This is a genomic window from Streptomyces sp. NPDC031274 (genome assembly GCF_055570235.1).
Map to the genome: position 1 here is coordinate 1 of NZ_JBVIHP010000048.1, position 18,275 is coordinate 18,275.

An 18,275-nucleotide genomic window follows, 5' to 3' on the forward strand; every position below is an offset into this window, starting at 1 on the left:
GGGGGGGACACGGGCACGGAAGAGAAGGTGGGATACCTTTTTTGCGGGAGCGGGGGGAACCAGGACATCCTGGTCTTTTCCCCCCCACACCGGGGGGGGGGGGGGGGGCCCCCCCCCCCCCCCCCCCCCCCCCCCCCTCCGCGTATGAGCGAGCGAAGCGCCTAGCTCGCCGCGTCCTCCCGGCGTACCGACAGGAGGTCCTCCAGCTGCTCCTCGCGGGCCTGGGCCGCCACGAAGAGGAGTTCGTCGCCCGCCTCCAGGGAGTCGTCCGGGGTCGGCGCGAGGACGCGCGTGCCGCGGATGATCGTCACGAGCGAGGTGTCCTCGGGCCACTGGACGTCGCCGACCGTCGTGCCCGCGAGGGCCGACTCGGGCGGCAGGGTCAGCTCGACGAGGTTCGCGTCGCCGTGGCTGAAGCGGAGCAGCCGGACGAGATCGCCGACGCTGACGGCCTCCTCGACGAGCGCGGACATCAGGCGCGGGGTCGAGACCGCGACATCGACGCCCCAGGACTCGTTGAAGAGCCATTCGTTCTTGGGGTTGTTCACGCGGGCGACGACCCGGGGGACGCCGTACTCGGTCTTCGCGAGCAGCGAGACGACGAGGTTGACCTTGTCGTCGCCGGTCGCGGCGATCACCACGTTGCAGCGCTGGAGCGCGGCCTCGTCGAGCGAGGTGATCTCGCAGGCGTCGGCGAGCAGCCACTCGGCCTGCGGGACGCGCTCGACCGAGATGGCGGTCGGCGCCTTGTCGATGAGCAGAATCTCGTGCCCGTTCTCCAGGAGCTCACCGGCGATGGAACGTCCCACCGCGCCCGCTCCGGCAATGGCGACCCTCATCACTGACCGCCTTCTTCAGGGCCTTCGGCGAACGCCGCTTCGACCTTCTCGACCTCGTCGGTACGCATCATCACGTGCACCAGGTCGCCCTCCTGGAGCACCGTCTGGGAGGTCGGCAGGACCGCCTCGCCCAGCCGGGTGAGGAAGGCCACGCGGACGCCGGTCTCCTCCTGGAGCTCACTGATCTTGTGGCCGATCCAGGCCTCGGACGCGTGCACCTCGGCGAGCTGTACGCCGCCGGTGGGGTCGCGCCACAGCGGTTCGGCCCCGGAGGGCAGCAGCCTGCGCAGCATCTGGTCGGCGGTCCAGCGGACCGTGGCGACGGTGGGGATGCCCAGGCGCTGGTAGACCTCGGCGCGCCGCGGGTCGTAGATGCGGGCGGCGACGTTCTCGATGCCGAACATCTCGCGGGCCACGCGGGCAGCGATGATGTTCGAGTTGTCGCCGCTGCTGACCGCGGCGAAGGCGCCCGCGTCCTCGATGCCGGACTCGCGCAGGGTGTCCTGGTCGAAGCCGATACCGGTGACGCGGCGACCGCCGAAGCCGGAGCCCAGACGGCGGAAGGCGGTGGGGTCCTGGTCGATCACGGCGACCGTGTGCCCCTGTTGTTCCAGGGTTTGCGCGAGAGCCGATCCGACTCTCCCGCAGCCCATGATGACGATGTGCACGCCCGTCCTTCCGGCTGTGTCAATACTTTTTGCTCAGGCTGAACGGTAAAAGCGTCTCAGACCGACGCCCAAGCTACACACGCACGGTCCGTGGAGGGCACCCCCGTGCACCTGCCGGTACGCAGTCTTTGCCGCTGACTCAGTCCACGCTGCGCAGCAGGCCCTCGACGGACTTCAGCCGGTAGCCCATCTCGACGAGCTGCAGCCGCGCCGCCTCTTGCTCGGACCTGGCGCGCTCGACCACGTCGCGGTACTGCTCCATCGCCTCGGCGTACTGGCGGTCGCGCTCGCGGTTGCGCTGCGTCTGGAAGTACGCGACTGCCACGATCGCGCCGGCGAGTATCAGGAAGAAGGCGACCGGGATGATCACGTCGTCCATTAAGACCCCTCTGGTGAGTGCTGCTGCCCTGCCTCGTCCGACGCGTCCTGCCGGACGGCCGCGAGGATCGTGTCCACGTTCAGTCGCACGTCGAACGGCGCCAGTTCGAAGTACTTGAGCGCCTTGCCGTCGTCGGAGAGCTCCAGGCGGCCGACGACGAGACCGGCCTTCTCCAGACGTTCGAGGTGCATGTAGAGCAGGGGCCGGGAGACGCCGAGCCGCCGCGCCAGTTCGCTGACGTACAGCTGTCCCGGGGCGAGCTCGGTGATGATCCGGATCCGCTGGGCATGGCCGACGGCGGAGAGGAAGGCGAGCAGCTCTTCGCTGTCCATGACCCGCCTTTTCGCTCGTCTTCTCGCTGGTCCCGAAACCTGCCGACCGTCTTCTCGCCGGTCCCGAAACCTGTCGACCGAACGCTGTCGACCGAAACCTGTCAGCCAAGACTTACGCATGACGGGATCCACTGTCAATCCGCTTACCCCTAGCCATTAATGACAGTTGACGGTTCATTCCTTCACCTGTCAGTCTCAACTTACACATGAAGGCCAGGAGATGACGAAGGGGCGGGGATGGTCATGGGGAAGCGATCGGTCACGGTGCGCGTGGCGAGATGGAGTGCGCTGCATCCGGGGCGGGCGGTCATCGGGTGGCTGGTGTTCGTGGTGCTCTGCCTGGGGGGCGGGATGGCCGCCGGCATGAACAACGCGACATCGGAGGACTTCCGCGTCGGGGAAGCGGGGCGCGCCGAGGCTCTGGCGACCGAGGGCGGCGTGCAGCTGCGGTCCACGGAGCAGGTGCTGATCCGCGCGGAGTCGGGGCCGCTCGACGAGGCGGCCGCCGATGCCGCCGTCAAGGACGTCACCGCCCGGATGAAGTCGCTGTCCGAGGTCGCCTCGGTGGCGGCGCCGGTGAAGTCGGCCGACGGACGGGTCCTGCGGGTCCAGGTGGAGCTGAACGGCTCCGAGCAAGAGGATCAGGAGAACGTCCCCCCGCTCCAGGCCCAGACCGAGGAGGCCGCGAAGGTCCACCCGGACCTGGTGATCGAGGAGACCGGTGACGCCTCCGTGAGCAAGGGCGTCGACGACCAGCGCGACAAGGACCTGCAGTTCTCCGAGGCAATCACGCTGCCCGCCACGCTGATCACGCTGGCTCTGGTGTTCGGCTCGGTGGTCATGGTCGGCGTACCGCTGCTGCTCGCGGTGACCTCGATCATGGCGACGATGGGCCTGGCGATGCTGGCCTCGCACCTGCTGCCCGACACCGGCGTGGGGATGAGCATGATCCTGCTCATCGGCATGGCCGTCGGAGTCGACTACACGCTCTTCTATCTCAAGCGCGAACGCGAGGAGCGGGCCCGCGCGGGCGGCCGTCTCACCTCCGAAGCCCTGGTCGAGGCCGCCGCCGCGACGGCGGGCCGTGCCATCGTGGTCTCCGGACTCGCCGTGATCGTCTCCACCACCGCGCTCTTCCTGGCGCGTGACGTCATCTTCGACTCCCTTGCCACCGGCACCATCCTGGTCGTCGCCGTCGCCGTGGTCAGCTCGGTGACGGTGCTGCCCGCGCTCCTGGTCAAGCTCGGCCGCCGTACCGAACGCCGTACCGAGCGCCGTGCCGCCAAGCGGCTCGCGCAGGGCAAGCCGGTCCGCGGGACGTACGGCGAGAAGAAGCCGGGCCGCGCCTGGAACGTGCTGCTCGCGCCCGCTCGCAAGCGTCCCGCGCTCACCCTGTGCCTTTCGGTGCTCGTCATGCTGGGGCTCGCGCTGCCCGCCCTGAACATGAACCTCAAGAACCCCGCGCGGGACAGCTTCTCGCGCGACATCGAGGCGATGAAGGGGTACGACCGGCTGCTCGAAGCCTTCCCGGAGCAGCGCGTCAGGCACCTGGTCGTGGTGCGGGCCGAGGCATCGCGGGCCGCCGACGTGCGGCAGGCCCTGACGGACCTTGACCGCGGGGCGAAATCCGACCCGCTCTTCTCGCACCCCTCCGGCGCTCCGCTCCTGCGCTCCTCGCAGGACCGCAGGACCACCACCCTGGAGCTGAACGCCCCGCACCCGACGTACTCGGAGAAGGCCGAGGAGTCCCTCGACCACCTCCGCGACGACTACGTCCCCGCGACCGTCGGCAAGCTGCCCGGCGTCGAGACCGCGGTCACCGGAGAGGTGCCGCGCGGCACCGACTACGTAGAACACCAGAACCAGAAGCTGCCGCTCGTCCTGGGCTTCCTGCTCCTGATGACCTTCGCCATGACGGTCTTCGCGTTCCGCTCCGTCGTCCTGGGGCTGCTCGGCATCGTGCTCAACCTGCTCTCCGCCGCGTCCGCGCTCGGGCTGCTCGTCCTGGTCTTCCAGGGGGAGTGGGCCGAGGAACTGCTCTCGTTCATCTCGCTCGGCGGGATCTCCTCGCGGGTTCCGCTCTTCCTCTTCGTGATCCTCTTCGGGCTCTCGATGGACTACCAGGTGTTCGTGGTCAGCCGGATCCGGGAGGCCGCGCTGAACGGCGTGCCCACCCGGCAGGCCGTCATCCAGGGCATCAGCTCGTCGGCCAAGGTCGTCACCAGCGCCGCGATCGTCATGGTCACGGTCTTCGCGAGCTTCGTGATGCTGCACATCCTGGAGATGAAGCAGATGGGCTTCGTCCTGGCGGCGGCCGTTCTGCTCGACGCGGTGGTGATTCGCATCATGATCCTGCCGTCGGCGCTGCTGCTGCTCGGCCGCGCCACCTGGTGGCCGTCCCGCGCGATCCGCCGCGCCGAGGAACGAGTGGCCGGGCGCCATGGGACGTACAGGACGCAGGATGCACAGGAGACGGGGGAGGCACCGGACGTACCGGAGACCACCGATGAGCGTCCGCTTTCCGGGCATCGGGCGGAGCCCCGGACGGCGCGTCGTGGCTAACCCGAGCAGTTAGGGGGTGGTGGGTGGGCGGGCACCCATTCGAACGCTTACGATCCTCTGCGTGTCCAAACTGACCGACGTGCCCAAACGGATCCTCATCGGGCGCGCACTGCGCAGCGACCGGCTCGGAGAAACCCTCCTGCCGAAGCGCATCGCTCTACCCGTGTTCGCGTCCGACCCGCTCTCCTCCGTGGCCTACGCCCCGGGAGAAGTGCTCCTCGTCCTCTCGATCGCGGGTGTGTCGGCGTACCACTTCAGCCCCTGGATCGCCGTCGCGGTCGTGGTGCTGATGTTCACCGTCGTCGCGTCGTACCGGCAGAACGTGCACGCCTACCCGAGCGGTGGTGGCGACTACGAGGTCGCCAACACCAACCTCGGCCCCAAGGCCGGACTCACCGTCGCGAGCGCCCTGCTCGTCGACTACGTCCTGACCGTGGCGGTGTCGATCTCCTCGGGCATCGAGAACCTCGGCTCGGCGATTCCGTTCGTCGTCGAGCACAAGGTGCTCTGTGCCGTCGCCGTCATCGTGCTCCTCACGGTGATGAACCTGCGCGGCGTGAAGGAGTCGGGGAAGCTCTTCGCCATCCCGACCTACGTCTTCGTGGCAGGCGTCTTCATCATGATCGCCTGGGGAGCCTTCCGGGGCATCGTCCTCGACGAGACGATGAAGGCGCCCACCGCGGACTACGTGATCAAGCCCGAGCACCAAGGCCTCGCGGGCTTCGCGCTGGTCTTCCTGCTGCTTCGGGCCTTCTCCTCGGGCTGCGCGGCACTCACCGGCGTCGAGGCCATCAGCAACGGCGTCCCAGCCTTCCGCAAGCCCAAGAGCAAGAACGCGGCGAGCACCCTGGCCCTGATGGGCGCCCTGGCCGTGACCATGTTCTGCGGCATCATCGCGCTCGCCATGACGACCAAGGTCCGTATGGCGGAGTACCCGGGCAAGGACCTCTTCCACAACGGCGTGCCGGTCGGCGCCGACTACGTACAGAACCCGGTGATCTCCCAGGTCGCCGAGGCCGTCTTCGGCAACGGCAGCTTCCTCTTCATCGTCCTTGCCGCCGCCACGGCCCTCGTCCTCTTCCTCGCGGCCAACACGGCGTACAACGGCTTCCCGCTGCTCGGCTCGATCCTGGCGCAGGACCGGTACCTGCCGCGTCAGCTGCACACCCGCGGTGACCGGCTCGCGTTCTCCAACGGCATCGTGCTGCTCGCGGGCGCCGCGGCGCTGCTTGTCGTCATCTACGGCGCGGACTCGACCCGTCTGATCCAGCTCTACATCGTCGGCGTCTTCGTCTCCTTCACGCTCAGCCAGATCGGCATGGTCCGGCACTGGAACCGCCATCTGCGCAAGGAGAAGGACCAGGCCAAGCGCCGCCACATGATCCGCTCGCGGGCGATCAACACCTTCGGCGCCTTCTTCACGGGCATGGTCCTGGTCGTCGTACTCGTCACGAAGTTCACGCACGGCGCGTGGGTCGCCCTGCTCGGCATGTGCATCTTCTACGCGACGATGTCCGCGATCCGCCGCCACTACGACCGCGTCGCCGAGGAGATCGCCGCTCCGGACACCCCGTCCGACGACAGCGTGCGCCCCTCGCGCGTGCACTCCATCGTCCTGGTCTCCAAGATCCACCGCCCGACGCTGCGCGCCCTTGCCTACGCCAAGCTGATGCGCTCGGACACACTCGAAGCGCTGAGCATCAACGTCGACGCGGCGGAGACCAAGGCCCTCAGGGCCGAGTGGGAGCGGCGCGGCATCCATGTCCCGCTGAAGATTCTCGACTCGCCCTACCGCGAGATCACCCGGCCGATCATCGAGTACGTCAAGGGCCTGCGCAAGGAGAGCCCGCGCGACGTGGTCAGCGTGATCATCCCGGAGTACGTGGTGGGCCACTGGTACGAGCATCTGCTGCACAACCAGAGCGCGCTCCGGCTCAAGGGCCGTCTGCTCTTCACTCCCGGCGTGATGGTCACATCCGTCCCCTACCAGCTCGACTCCTCCGAGGCTGCGAAGAAGCGGGCCAGGAAGCGGTCGGAGTGGAACGCGCCGGGTGCGGTGCGGCGGGGCCCGGTGGAGAAGCGCGCGAAGGAGCCGAGCAACGGCAATGGCGGCGGGAACGGCAGCAAGGGCTGACCCGGGCCCGGGCTCTTGGTGAGCGGCCGGACAACACCCACGTAGACTGGTGGGCTGTTGTCCGGCCGTTCCCTTCGGCCGATGCCCCCTTACGTTGTGGAGTCACCCCGCCATGCAGGCAGAACCGAAGAAATCGCAGGCGGGGAACTCGAAGGAGGGCTCGCAGGCTGCCTCCCTCGTCGGGCAGGAGTACGAGGTCGAGGTGGGCCCCGTCGCGCACGGCGGCCACTGCGTCGCCCGCACGGCCGAGGGCAGGGTGCTGTTCGTCCGGCACACGCTCCCCGGCGAGAAGGTCATCGCGCGCGTGACCGACGGTGACGAGGAGTCCCGCTTCCTGCGCGCGGACGCGGTGACGGTCCTCGACCCCTCCAAGGACCGCGTCGAGGCACCCTGCCCGTACGCGGGCCCCGGCCGCTGCGGCGGCTGCGACTGGCAGCACGCGAAGCCGGGCGCGCAGCGCCGCCTCAAGGGCGAGGTCATCACCGAGCAGCTCCAGCGCCTGGCGGGCCTCACCCCCGAGGAGGCGGGCTGGGACGGCACGGTCGTACCGGCGGAGGGCGACAAGCTGCCTTCGGGCGAGGTCCCGGCCTGGCGCACGCGCGTCCAGTATGCGGTCGACCCCGACGGCAACGCGGGTCTGCGCCGCCACCGCTCGCACGAGGTCGAGCCCGTCGAGCACTGCATGATCGCCGCCCCCGGGGTCTCCGAGCTGGGCATCGAGAAGCACGACTGGTCCGGCATGGAGTCGGTGGAGGCGATCGCGGCGACAGGCTCCCAGGACCGCCAGGTCATCCTGGAACCGAAGCCGGGCGCACGCCTGCCCCTCGTCGAACTGGACAAGCCGGTCTCGGTCCTCCGCATCGCCGAGCAGGACGGCGGCGTCCACCGCGTCCACGGCCGCCCCTTCGTCCGCGAGCGCGCCGACGGCCGCACGTACCGCGTCGGCAACGGCGGATTCTGGCAGGTCCACCCGAAGGCCGCGGAGACCCTGATGCTCGCGGTCATGCAGGGCCTGACGCCCCGCAAGGGCGACACGGCCCTGGACCTCTACTGCGGCGTGGGCCTGTTCGCGGGCGCGATCGCCGACCGGGTCGGTGACAAGGGCGCGGTCCTCGGCATCGAGTCCGGCAAGCGAGCGGTCGAGGACGCCCGCCACAACCTCGCCGCGTTCGACCGCGTCCGCATCGAACAGGGCAAGGTCGAGGCCACCCTGCCGCGCACCGGCATCACGGAGGTCGACCTGATCGTCCTGGACCCGCCGCGCGCGGGCGCGGGCAAGCAGACGGTCCGCCACTTGACCGGCCTCGGCGCACGACGGATCGCATACGTCGCGTGCGACCCGGCCGCGCTGGCACGGGACTTGGGGTACTTCCGGGAGGGTGGATACCGGGTGCGGTCGTTGCGGGCGTTTGATCTGTTTCCGATGACGCATCATGTGGAGTGCGTGGCGATTCTTGAGCCGGCGGCAAAAAGCTCCTGAACTGCAGGTTGTCGATGGGCATGATGAGCACTGTGGGTGCTGGGGGCGACCTCTTGACGCTGGAATGACGCTCATCTGAAGCTCGCCGAGCACTGTTCCTGACCGGCCGTCACCACCGGAGGGGCTGCTTCCTGAGCCGACTTGAGTACCCGGCTCAGGAGTCGACTTGCCAAGCCCCCTGCGGACACAGTTGCCCCGGGGCATGGCGTGGTGAAGACGTGCAGGTGCCGAACAGGTCCGAGAGGATGGACCGGACGGCTGCCCGGCTGGTGACGAACTCGGTGGCGCGACGGGGTGCCATACCGGCCGTGCGGTCCTCCCGTTCCTCGGTACTGAGCGCCCGACGGTCCTGGGGCCGGGGAGCGTCGGGAATTTCCCAGTGCCAGACGGCCGTGCCGCCTTCGAAGGTCACATCTGGCGCCCGCCCGGGATTCCGGGCCCGGCCGTCGGTGCGGGGGCGTAGAGGAGTCGGGAGGGGATGCGGGGCGTCTTCACTTGGTGCCGAACCACGTTTCGGCGAGCGAGTCGAGGGTGGGTTCGGGCGGTTCGGGCAGGTCTTTGAAGTACCGCGGCAGGTTGCTGTAGACGTGGAGCAGTGTGTGCGCGAGGAGTTCGTACGGGTCGAACTCGTGCCCGTACGCCTGCAGGACCCGTCCCAACAGGCGTGGGTCGCCGCAGGACACGTACAGGCCGACGCCGAACCGAAGGCTCTTCGCTTGTCGCTGCCGCTCTGCTGTCGACCGATCGACGATTCCCACAACCGTCCCCCTGGGATCGTTGAGGCCAAGTCGACCAGCCCGGCGCAGCTTGTGGCCATCGGGTACGTGGCCGTGGCGCGGCGTGCCGCAGGAGTCACCGGCCATCGTTCACTCCTAGGCATACATCAAATTGGTACATACGCTAACCTTGGTACATGTCCATGAAGCGAACCAACGTCTACGCCGATCCCGAGGACCTCGCCATCATCAAGGAGGCGGCCAAGCGGCGCGGCATCAGCGAGGCCGAGATCATCCGCCAGGGCATCCACCTCGCGGCCATGGCCAACCGCGTCTGGGACGAGCCCCTCTTCTCCCGCACCTTCGAGGGGGCAGGTCGTACCCCCAGCAAGCGCGAGGTGCGTGACACCGTGGCCGACGCCGTGCGCCGTGAGACCGGGAGCGGAACCGCCACGTGATCATCGTCATCGCGGACACGTCCGGGCTCCTCGCGGCGCTCGACTCCACCCACCCCGAGCATCAGGCGTCCAATGAAGCGATCATGGCCGCCGGTCTCCTGGTGATGTCACCTCTGCTGCTCGCGGAGATCGATCACGTGGCCACCCGAGAACTCGGTCGTGAAGCTGCGCTCAGCGCGGTAGACGACATCCGGAACTGGATGCGTCGCGGTCGAATCGTCATCCCCGAGATCACTGAGGATCACTTGGGGGTCGCCCAGTCCGTGCGGGCCCGCTACCGCGACCTCGACCTGGATCTGGCGGACGCCGTGAACGTGGCTCTCGCTGCCGACTACGACACCGATGCCGTTCTCACGCTCGACCGCCGCGACTTTCGCGCGGTACGCCCGTTGGGCCGCCACAAGGCGTTCCGGGTTCTCCCGGACGATCTTCCCCTCTGAAGCTGGCGGCACATGTCCGAGACGTCGTCCCCCATTGCGGTGGCGGGCGCGAGTCGGCTGCTGCGTGGAGCGGGGCAGGCTCATTGCTCAGATCTTGATCACGGTGACGCGCGTGCCGCACAGTGCGGCGATGTCCTCCGGGTCTGAGGTGAGGAGGGTGACGGGGCCGGGTGCGGAGAGGGCGGTGGCGGTGAGTATGGCGTCGATGGCGTACTTGTGCCCGTGCAGCCCGGCATCGGCCAGCAGTGTGCCGGCGTGGCGGGCGATCGGCTCGGTGACCGGCTCGACTACGAGGCGGGACAGCGTCCATTCCAGAGCCGGGCGGTTGATCCGGGGGTGGACCACCTCGACGAGGGTGGCCGCGGACGTGATCACCCGCAGGTCGTCGGCGCGGGCGAGGGCAAGCCACGCGGTGACGGTGCGGTCACGCAGTACGGCCTTGGCCAGCCCTTCGCTGTCCAGGACGAGGGTGCCGCCCGGCGCGAGGGCGGGGGAGCGGGTCACGCGGCATTCGTCCTGCCCTGCGTCTGCGCCTGGTGGAGCTGGTCGCGCAGAGCCTGGACTTCTTCATCGGTGATAGCGCCGTGTTCGGCCTCGGCGACGGTGATGAGTTCGTTGAGGTTGTCGCGTTCGATCTGGCGGGCGACGGCGGCTGCCACGTAGGCGGACAGGCCGGAAGGGCCGCCGCGAGCGCGGGCGGCTTCCGCGATGTCGCGGGGCATTGTGATCGAGTACTTGCCGGTAGCCTCACTCATGCTCCTTATCCTACCTCTCATCCCACCGGGTGTGGGCGACATAGGTCCTCGCGATCCCGGCGATGACTGGTCGTGGCACTGCCGCGATCGAGAAACTGATCACCGACGTGACGCGGGAGCCCTGCCGTGAAAGGGCTATGGCAGCCTCGGGAGGGGCTTTGAACTCCGCCCTCCCTCGCCCACGCCGTCGCCACGAACACCTGGAAATCCTCGAACCGCCCGCCCCGTCCTCACCGGGGCTCTCGCGCAGCTCACGACGGGGGTTCGACCGGCTCTTTGGCCTGGCGGCAGGAGTACGGTGAGGGCGAGGGCCTTTGGTGTGCCGGTGCACCGGAGCGCCTGCGTCCTCGCGATTCCCTCTCAAGGGGCAGCCCGGGACCCCGGCCGCGCCATTCGCACCGAGGTTCGAGGTGCCCCGCCATGACGCTCGTGTCTGACAGGACCGCGACGGCGACGCCGCCGACCCACGCTCCGTATGCGCAGAGCGAGTGCGACGGGACATCACCCTCCTTCAGGGAGTGTCGGCGCAACCTTCACGACGCCGGCCCCACCAGCGCCCGCCACGGTGCGGACCGCGGCCGCCAAGCGCCGTCGACGGCCCGGATCGCCGCCCGCCGGTACTGACGCTCTCCGCTGTTCTTGAGTCACACACGCTGACAGGAGCCTCATGGCTACCGCCCAGGCACTTCCGCTTCCCTCTCTGCCCCTTCTCCGTCTGTCCCTGGCGCCCGACGGCGTCCTGCCCCGGGCCATCGACGGCGCTTGGTGGCCGCGTTCGTTCGACGTCCTCACCGAACTGCCCCAGCTGTTGACCGGCCTGCCTCCCAACTGGGGTGACATCAGCAGCGTCACGGTCAACGGGGCGAAGTGGTCCGTCGTACCCGGCCGGATGCTCGTGGCCAACCAGGTCATACGACTGCACCGTGGTCCGACAGTGTCGGACCTGCACACCATCGTCCTGCTCAGCCCCGGCCGGGGGCGCTGGGACCTGCTGGTCGTGCCCCCGGACACACCGGCCGAAGAGGCGGCGCTGCTCATGTCGGGTGTCGCTGGCGCCCGCGTCTGATCCCTCGGAGGTCTCGGAGGTCTACGCCGCTCGACGTTGCTCGACGTCGCGGCTGTCGCGGCCGCGCGGGATGTGAGTTCCGGCGCAGACCGGAGACGCGCGGATGCTTCAAGCGGTGGTCGGGGCGATACGGCGTCGGCGCCCTCTTCCAGTCATCTCTGTCAGGTCTGTCCTGGCATGTCCTCGCAGACCACCGCGTTGCGCGGGCGCGCCCTCGCCGGATGCCGCAGAGCGCGTGTGGCGGGATGCCACTCCTGGCCGTGCGTCGGTTCGCGCAGTCGTGGTTTCGTTGGTCCAGCCGGGCCCGGGACGACTCGACGTACGCAGCACACCTCGTGTTGCGCGACGAGAGGACTCTGCGAATGCCTGCCTCATCGGCTCTCGTGCGCGGGTTGCTGAACGCCGCCTCCTGGCTGACCAGCCCGCTCACCCCGGACGACTATCTCGAACTGATGGACCCCCTGCTCGGTGCTCGGTCGCCGGTGGGGCGCGTGGCGGCGGTGAGCCCCGAGACGCCGGACGCCACCACCCTCACCCTCCGGCCCGGCCGGGGCTGGTCGGGGTACCGCGCGGGGCAATATCTACCGGTCGGCGTCGAGGTGGGCGGCGCATGGCATTGGCGCACGTACTCCCTCACCTCGGTGCCGGGCCAGGGGGACGGACTCCTGACGATCACCGTCAAGGCGGTGCCCGACGGTACGGTGTCCGCGCGGCTGGCCGGTCGGACCTCGCCGGGCACCGTCCTGCGACTTGGTCCGGCGCAAGGGGAGTTCGTTCTTCCGGACCCCCTCCCGCCCCGCATCCTGATGGTCACCGCGGGCAGCGGCATCACCCCGGTCATGGGCATGCTGCGTACGCTCATGCGTCAACGGCCGCCGCACCCCGATGTCGTGCTGGTGCACAGTGCGCCCTGCGCCCGGGACAGTATCTTCCGCTCTGAACTGGAAGCGGCCCGAAGGCAGTTGCCCTGGCTGGACTATTACGAGCACCACACTCGGCAGCACGGCAGGCTCGCCCCGGATGATCTGGAACGGCTCTGCCCGGACTGGCGGGAGCGCGAAACCTGGGCCTGCGGCCCGGCCGCCCTGCTCGGCACGGTGGAGGACCACTGGTCGCGGGCAGGCCTGGGCGGGCGCCTCCATGTGGAGCGCTTCCAGATCGCACCGGTCCCGCCTCCAGAGCTCGAAGACGCCTCCGGCTCCAGCTCCCGAGTGCTGTTCACTCGCACCGGTGCCGAGGCCGTGTCCGACGCCACGACACCGCTTCTCGTCGTGGGCGAGTCGGCGGGTGTGGCGATGCCGTACGGATGCCGACGCGGCATCTGCTTCGGCTGCCTCACCCCCCTGACGTACGGCCGCGTGCGTGACCTGCGTACCGGTGAAGTCCACGAACGGACCGGCCAGATGATCCAGACCTGTGTCTCGGCGGCCGCCGGACCGCTGGCCCTTGACGCCTAGCCACCAAGGAGTCCCCGTGACTGCGACCCCTCTCGCTTCCGTGGAGGCGGCCCCCGGCAAGCAACTCGGTGAGGAGCTGGACCGGATCCGCTCCGAGGTCATCGCCGCGCGCGGTGCCGACGACGCCCGCTACATCCGTACCGTGATCGCCGTTCAGCGCGGCCTGGAGGTGGGAGGCCGGGCAGCCCTGGCCGGCTCACTGTTCCCGCCCGCCTGGGCGACGGGTACGGCGATGCTCTCCGTCGCCAAGATCTTGGAGAACATGGAGCTCGGCCACAACATCCTGCACGGCCAGTGGGACTGGATGGGCGACCCGTCCATCCACTCGACGACCTGGGAGTGGGACTTCCTCACTCCCGCCGAGGCGTGGAAGCGCACCCACAACCACCAGCACCACACCTATACCAACGTCGTCGACCGCGACCGGGACCTCGGATATGCCGTCTTCCGGATGAGTGCCGACCAGCCCTGGCGTCCGCGTCATCTCGCACAGCCTCTCTACAACTTCGTGCTCGCCCCGTTCTTCGAGTGGGGCATCGCGCTGTACGACCTGGAGCCCGATACCGTCGCCGCCGGACGCAAGACGTGGCGCTCCTTCGCGGCCGACCTGGCCGGACTCGCCACCAAGGCCACCCGGCAGCTCGCCAAGGACTACGTGCTCTTCCCCCTCCTTGCGGGGCCCTCGGCCCTGCCGTGCCTGCTGGGCAACCTCACCGCCAACACCGTGCGCAACCTGTGGACCAACACCATCATCTTCTGCGGCCACTTCCCCGGCGATGTCCAGACCTTCACCGAGGAGCACATCGAGGGCGAGACACGAGGCGAGTGGTACCTGCGCCAGATCCAGGGCTCGGCCAACATCGAGGGAAGCCCTCTCTTCCACGTGCTCAGCGGAAACCTGGGCCACCAGATCGAGCACCACGCCTTCCCCGACCTGCCCAGCAACCGCTACGCCGAGATCGCCCCGCGAGTGCGGGAGATCTGCGAAGAGCACGGCATCCCTTACGTCACCGGCCCGTTGTGGCGGCAGTACGGCTCCGTCTGGGGCCGCATCCTGCGTTTCGCCGTACCGGGATGACGAAGTGCGCAGACGCACCCGGGGCCGGGAAGCCCGCACGTCTCGCGGCAGGACGCCTCGGCCGTCCACCGGATCAGGGCCTCGGCGAGTTCCTGCGGTTGGGCCGGGCGTGTGAGTACCGCACCGGTGTGCTCAGGCGTTGATGCCTGCTTTACGCCCGCTTGATGCCCGCCTGGCGCTCCAGCCGTGTGGCAGCCCGCCTTCCGCGTTCTCGCGCCTGAGTCGGCGCCCGCTTCGCAAGATCCTGATGAAATCGAGCAAGAAATTCGCGTAGCCGGTCAGGTGTGTCGATGCCCGCCGCCCCGGCGCAGCACCCCGTTGGCCTGGGCTGTGGCGTCAGCTACGGCTGTGAGGTCTGAACTGGACTGGGCTGCCCCGGAGGTGAGGGGTGTGTGCGAAGCGTTGACATTCCTGGGGTGTCCGGCAAATCTGTGCTCTCGTGGGCGCAATTAATCGACTGTACTCGGCAAATTCCCTATGTGAGTCGTGAGTTCATGCCGGGTGATCCGGCCGCCCAGAACCCCCCGCTCCTCCCCGCGCTGCGTGGACAAGGCGCACCGCGGTCCCGCAGCCCCCCGTGGAACAGAGGACGCCATGAGATGGAAGCAACGCAGCCGACGGTTGATCACCGTCGCGCTCAGTGCCGGCCTGATAGCCCTCGGCCTGGTGCCCGTCAGTGCCGGCGCGGCCACCGCGTGGCCCGCGGCCGAGCCCGTGAACCTTGCTCTGAACAAGCCGATCGAGGCGTCCTCGTCGACGCAGAACTACTTCGCCACGAACGCCAACGACAACAGCGCGAGCACCTATTGGGAGTCGAGCGGCCATCCGTCGACGCTGACGGTGAAGCTCGGTGCCAACGCCGATCTCGAATCGGTCGTCGTCAAGCTCAACCCCGACGCGGCCTGGTCGACGCGTACGCAGAGCATCGAGGTGCTCGGGCGCGAGCAGTCGTCTCAGGGCTTCAAGTCCCTCAAGGCGCGGGCCGATTACTCCTTCAATCCCTCCGGTAACCGGAACTCCGTGACCATTCCGGTCACGGGCCGGTACGCCGACGTCCAGCTGAAGGTCTTCGGCAACAGCTCCGGATACGGCGCCCAGGCGGCCGAGTTCCAGGTGATCGGGACCCCGGCGCCCAATCCCGATCTGACCGTCTCGAACCTCACCTGGGATCCCGCGAAGCCCTCCGAGAGCGACGAGGTCAACGTGAACGCCACGGTGCGCAACACCGGCAACGCCGCCGCCGGTGCGACCACGGTGAACGTCAGCCTCGGCGGCACCGTCGCGGGCAGTGCTTCGGTGCCCGCGCTCGGCGCCGGTGAGTCGGCTGTCGTCAAGGTGGGCATCGGCAAGCGCGCGCAGGGGAGTTACACCCTGTCCGCGGTCGTCGACCCGAGTGACACGATCGATGAGCAGAACGACGACAACAACAGTCGCACCGCCGATGAGAAATTGACGGTGGGTCAGAGCCCTGGGCCCGATCTTGAGGTCACCGGGATCACTTCCAACCCGGCCAACCCCGCCGTGGGGGCCAAGGTCACCTTCTCCGCCAAGGTCCACAACCGCGGCACCAGCGGCGTCAGCTCGGGGTCCGTGACCCGTCTGACCGTGGGCGGTGACACCCTCAACGGCGCCACTCCTGCCATCGCCGCAGGTGAGACGGCCACCGTGAGCATCAGCGGCAGCTGGACCGCGGCCAGCGGCGGCGCCACGCTCACCGCGACCGCCGACGCCACGAACACGGTCGCCGAGACCAACGAGAACAACAACGTCTTCGCGCGCTCCATCGTGGTCGGGCGCGGGGCGGCCGTGCCGTACGTCGAGTACGAGGCGGAGGAGGGGCGGTACGAGGGCACGCTGCTCGAGGCCGACGCCGTGCGCACCTTCGGGCACACCAATTTCGCCACCGAATCCTCGGCGCGGAAGTCCGTCCGCCTCAACTCCACCGGTCAGTTCGTGGAGTTCAGCTCCACCAGCGCGGCCAACTCCATCGTCGTACGCAACTCCATACCCGACGCGCCGGGTGGCGGCGGGCAGTCGAAGACCCTCAGCCTCTACGCGGACGGCAAGTTCGTGCAGAAGCTGGACCTGTCCTCCAAGCACAGCTGGCTGTACGGCAACACCGACCAGCCCGAGGGTCTTACCAACACCCCGGGCGGCGACGCGCGGCGGCTCTTCGACGAGTCGCACGCACTGCTCACGCAGACGTATCCGCAGGGCACCAAGTTCAAGCTGCAGCGCGACGCCGGAGACGACGCGGCGTTCTACATCGTCGACCTGATCGACCTGGAGCAGGTGGCGCCCCCGGCGAGCAAGCCCGCCGAGTGCACATCGATCACCCAGTACGGAGCGATCCCGAACGACGGCATCGACGACACCACCGCGATCCAGCGGGCCGTGACCGCCGACCAGAACGGCGACATCGCCTGCGTGTGGATCCCCGCCGGACAGTGGCGCCAGGAACAGAAGATCCTCACCGACGACCCGCTGAACCGCGGCCAGTTCAACCAGGTGGGCATCCGTGACGTGACGGTCCGCGGCGCGGGCATGTGGCACTCCCAGCTCTACACGCTGACCCCGCCGCACGAGGCGGGTGGCATCAACCATCCGCACGAGGGCAACTTCGGCTTCGACATCGACGACAACACCAAGATCTCCGGCATCGCCATCTTCGGCTCGGGTGCCATCCGCGGCGGCGACGGCAACGCGGAGGGAGGCGTCGGTCTCAATGGCCGCTTCGGCAAGAACACCAAGATCAATGATGTCTGGATCGAGCACGCCAACGTGGGTGCCTGGGTCGGGCGCGACTACAGCAACATCCCGGAGCTGTGGGGCCCCGGCGACGGCCTGGAGTTCAACGGGATGCGCATCCGCAACACGTACGCGGACGGGGTGAACTTCACCAACGGCACCCGGAATTCAACCGTCTTCAACTCCTCCTTCCGCAACACCGGTGACGACGCCCTCGCCGTGTGGGCGAGCAAATACGTGAAGGACACGTCGGTGGACGTCGGCCACGACAACGCCTTCCGCAACAACACCGTGCAGTTGCCCTGGCGCGCCAACGGCATCGCTGTGTACGGCGGTTACGGAAACAAGATCGAGAACAATCTCGTGTACGACACCATGAACTACCCCGGCATCATGCTCGCGACCGACCACGACCCGATCCCCTTCACCGGGCAGACGCTGATCGCGAACAACGGGCTCTACCGCACGGGCGGCGCGTTCTGGAACGAGGACCAGGAGTTCGGCGCCATCACGCTGTTCGCCCAGGGGCCTGACATCCCCGGTGTCACGATCCGCGACACCGATATCCATGACTCGACGTACGACGGCATTCAGTTCAAGACGGGTGGCGGTGCCATGCCGGACGTGAAGATCTCCGACGTGACGATCTCCAAGTCCAACAACGGCTCCGGCATCCTCGCCATGGGCGGCGCACGCGGCAGCGCGACGCTCACGGATGTGACGATCAGCGGCTCGCGCGACGGCGACATCCTGAAGGAGCCCGGGTCGCAGTTCGTGATCAACGGAGGGGGCGCCAAGAAGTCCGCCAACCGGGCGTTCACCGCGCGGTAGCCCGGTCGATTCCGGTGGTGGCGGCAGGCCGCCTGTGCCCGCTCATCGGGTACGGGCGGCACTGGTCCATCCGCCCGCGGCACTGCTGGACCTGTGCCGCTCGGGTCGGCCTCGACCGTCCGGTCTGTGACGGTTTGGGCAGAGGGGGGTGGGCCGGGCACACTCCCGAGTGGCTGTGGAGGGGGGATCGAGGGGGATTTGGCAGGGGGGTGGTGGTGGGCCCACCACCACCCGGGGGGTGGTGTGTGTCGGCGGGACCTCGTGGGTGGGGCGGGCGTGGGGGAGGCTCTGGGAGACACAGACGCCACCGACTCAGGGGGAGGGCGAGGTCT

The 18,275-nt window shown here is 68.7% G+C and carries 16 protein-coding genes; 9 read left to right on the forward strand and 7 right to left on the reverse strand.

Features of this window, described 5'->3' with window-relative positions; genetic code table 11:
• Positions 1 to 161: 161 nt before the first annotated feature.
• From ACZ5CR_RS42235 to ACZ5CR_RS42250, 4 genes are all read right to left on the reverse strand, one after another.
• Positions 162 to 839 (reverse strand): potassium channel family protein, encoded by a 678-nt coding sequence (locus ACZ5CR_RS42235; protein ID WP_361842937.1) that lies wholly within the window; start codon positions 837 to 839, stop codon positions 162 to 164.
• Positions 839 to 1,507, reverse strand: a complete 669-nt coding sequence (locus ACZ5CR_RS42240) for a potassium channel family protein (protein ID WP_468868111.1) — start codon at positions 1,505 to 1,507, stop codon at positions 839 to 841. Before ACZ5CR_RS42240 ends, ACZ5CR_RS42235 begins: the two co-directional genes overlap by 1 nt.
• Positions 1,508 to 1,646: 139 nt before the next feature.
• Positions 1,647 to 1,886 carry a hypothetical protein gene (locus ACZ5CR_RS42245; RefSeq protein ID WP_389916934.1) on the reverse strand — a complete coding sequence of 80 codons (240 nt, stop codon included), beginning with the start codon at positions 1,884 to 1,886 and terminating at the stop codon, positions 1,647 to 1,649.
• On the reverse strand, positions 1,886 to 2,218 hold the full coding sequence (locus ACZ5CR_RS42250) for an ArsR/SmtB family transcription factor (protein ID WP_389916936.1): 333 nt from the start codon (positions 2,216 to 2,218) through the stop codon (positions 1,886 to 1,888). The genes ACZ5CR_RS42245 and ACZ5CR_RS42250 overlap by 1 nt, the downstream gene beginning before the upstream one ends.
• A gap of 243 nt (positions 2,219 to 2,461) precedes the next feature.
• On the opposite strand from ACZ5CR_RS42250, the gene ACZ5CR_RS42255 reads away from it, so the two are divergent.
• The 3 genes from ACZ5CR_RS42255 (at position 2,462) to ACZ5CR_RS42265 (ending at position 8,394) form a co-directional block, all read left to right on the forward strand.
• Positions 2,462 to 4,780 (forward strand): MMPL family transporter, encoded by a 2,319-nt coding sequence (locus ACZ5CR_RS42255; RefSeq protein ID WP_468868115.1) that lies wholly within the window; start codon positions 2,462 to 2,464, stop codon positions 4,778 to 4,780.
• 61 nt (positions 4,781 to 4,841) lie between these two features.
• Entirely contained in the window at positions 4,842 to 6,914 is a 2,073-nt protein-coding gene (locus tag ACZ5CR_RS42260; RefSeq protein ID WP_468868119.1) for an APC family permease, read from the forward strand.
• Between the two features lie 112 nt (positions 6,915 to 7,026).
• Complete coding sequence (locus tag ACZ5CR_RS42265; RefSeq protein WP_468868122.1) at positions 7,027 to 8,394, forward strand: class I SAM-dependent RNA methyltransferase; 1,368 nt, start codon at positions 7,027 to 7,029, stop codon at positions 8,392 to 8,394.
• A gap of 491 nt (positions 8,395 to 8,885) precedes the next feature.
• Here ACZ5CR_RS42265 and ACZ5CR_RS42270 read toward each other — a convergent pair whose 3' ends face one another.
• A complete protein-coding gene (locus ACZ5CR_RS42270) occupies positions 8,886 to 9,152 on the reverse strand; it encodes a hypothetical protein (protein WP_468868124.1) in 267 nt (88 codons plus the stop codon).
• Between the two features lie 155 nt (positions 9,153 to 9,307).
• Here ACZ5CR_RS42270 and ACZ5CR_RS42275 point away from each other — a divergent pair, with 155 nt between their 5' ends.
• Both ACZ5CR_RS42275 and ACZ5CR_RS42280 read left to right on the forward strand, forming a co-directional pair.
• A complete protein-coding gene (locus tag ACZ5CR_RS42275; protein WP_468868127.1) occupies positions 9,308 to 9,568 on the forward strand; it encodes a ribbon-helix-helix domain-containing protein in 261 nt (86 codons plus the stop codon).
• Positions 9,565 to 10,008, forward strand: a complete 444-nt coding sequence (locus ACZ5CR_RS42280; protein ID WP_468868129.1) for a PIN domain-containing protein — start codon at positions 9,565 to 9,567, stop codon at positions 10,006 to 10,008. Before ACZ5CR_RS42275 ends, ACZ5CR_RS42280 begins: the two co-directional genes overlap by 4 nt.
• Before the next feature lie 87 nt (positions 10,009 to 10,095).
• On the opposite strand, the gene ACZ5CR_RS42285 is transcribed toward ACZ5CR_RS42280, so the two are convergent.
• Complete coding sequence (locus tag ACZ5CR_RS42285; protein ID WP_468868132.1) at positions 10,096 to 10,512, reverse strand: type II toxin-antitoxin system VapC family toxin; 417 nt, start codon at positions 10,510 to 10,512, stop codon at positions 10,096 to 10,098.
• On the reverse strand, positions 10,509 to 10,763 hold the full coding sequence (locus ACZ5CR_RS42290; RefSeq protein WP_468868136.1) for a CopG family transcriptional regulator: 255 nt from the start codon (positions 10,761 to 10,763) through the stop codon (positions 10,509 to 10,511). Before ACZ5CR_RS42290 ends, ACZ5CR_RS42285 begins: the two co-directional genes overlap by 4 nt.
• Positions 10,764 to 11,430: 667 nt before the next feature.
• Here ACZ5CR_RS42290 and ACZ5CR_RS42295 point away from each other — a divergent pair.
• From ACZ5CR_RS42295 to ACZ5CR_RS42310, 4 genes are all read left to right on the forward strand, one after another.
• Positions 11,431 to 11,829 (forward strand): DUF5994 family protein, encoded by a 399-nt coding sequence (locus ACZ5CR_RS42295; protein ID WP_468868138.1) that lies wholly within the window; start codon positions 11,431 to 11,433, stop codon positions 11,827 to 11,829.
• A 362-nt stretch (positions 11,830 to 12,191) separates the two neighbouring features.
• Entirely contained in the window at positions 12,192 to 13,286 is a 1,095-nt protein-coding gene (locus ACZ5CR_RS42300; protein WP_468868141.1) for a ferredoxin reductase, read from the forward strand.
• A 16-nt stretch (positions 13,287 to 13,302) separates the two neighbouring features.
• Positions 13,303 to 14,364, forward strand: a complete 1,062-nt coding sequence (locus tag ACZ5CR_RS42305) for a fatty acid desaturase family protein (RefSeq protein WP_468868143.1) — start codon at positions 13,303 to 13,305, stop codon at positions 14,362 to 14,364.
• 594 nt (positions 14,365 to 14,958) lie between these two features.
• The gene (locus ACZ5CR_RS42310) at positions 14,959 to 17,943 is read left to right on the forward strand and encodes a CARDB domain-containing protein (protein WP_468868146.1); all 2,985 of its coding nucleotides are present in this window, start codon (positions 14,959 to 14,961) and stop codon (positions 17,941 to 17,943) included.
• Positions 17,944 to 18,275 lie beyond the last annotated feature (332 nt).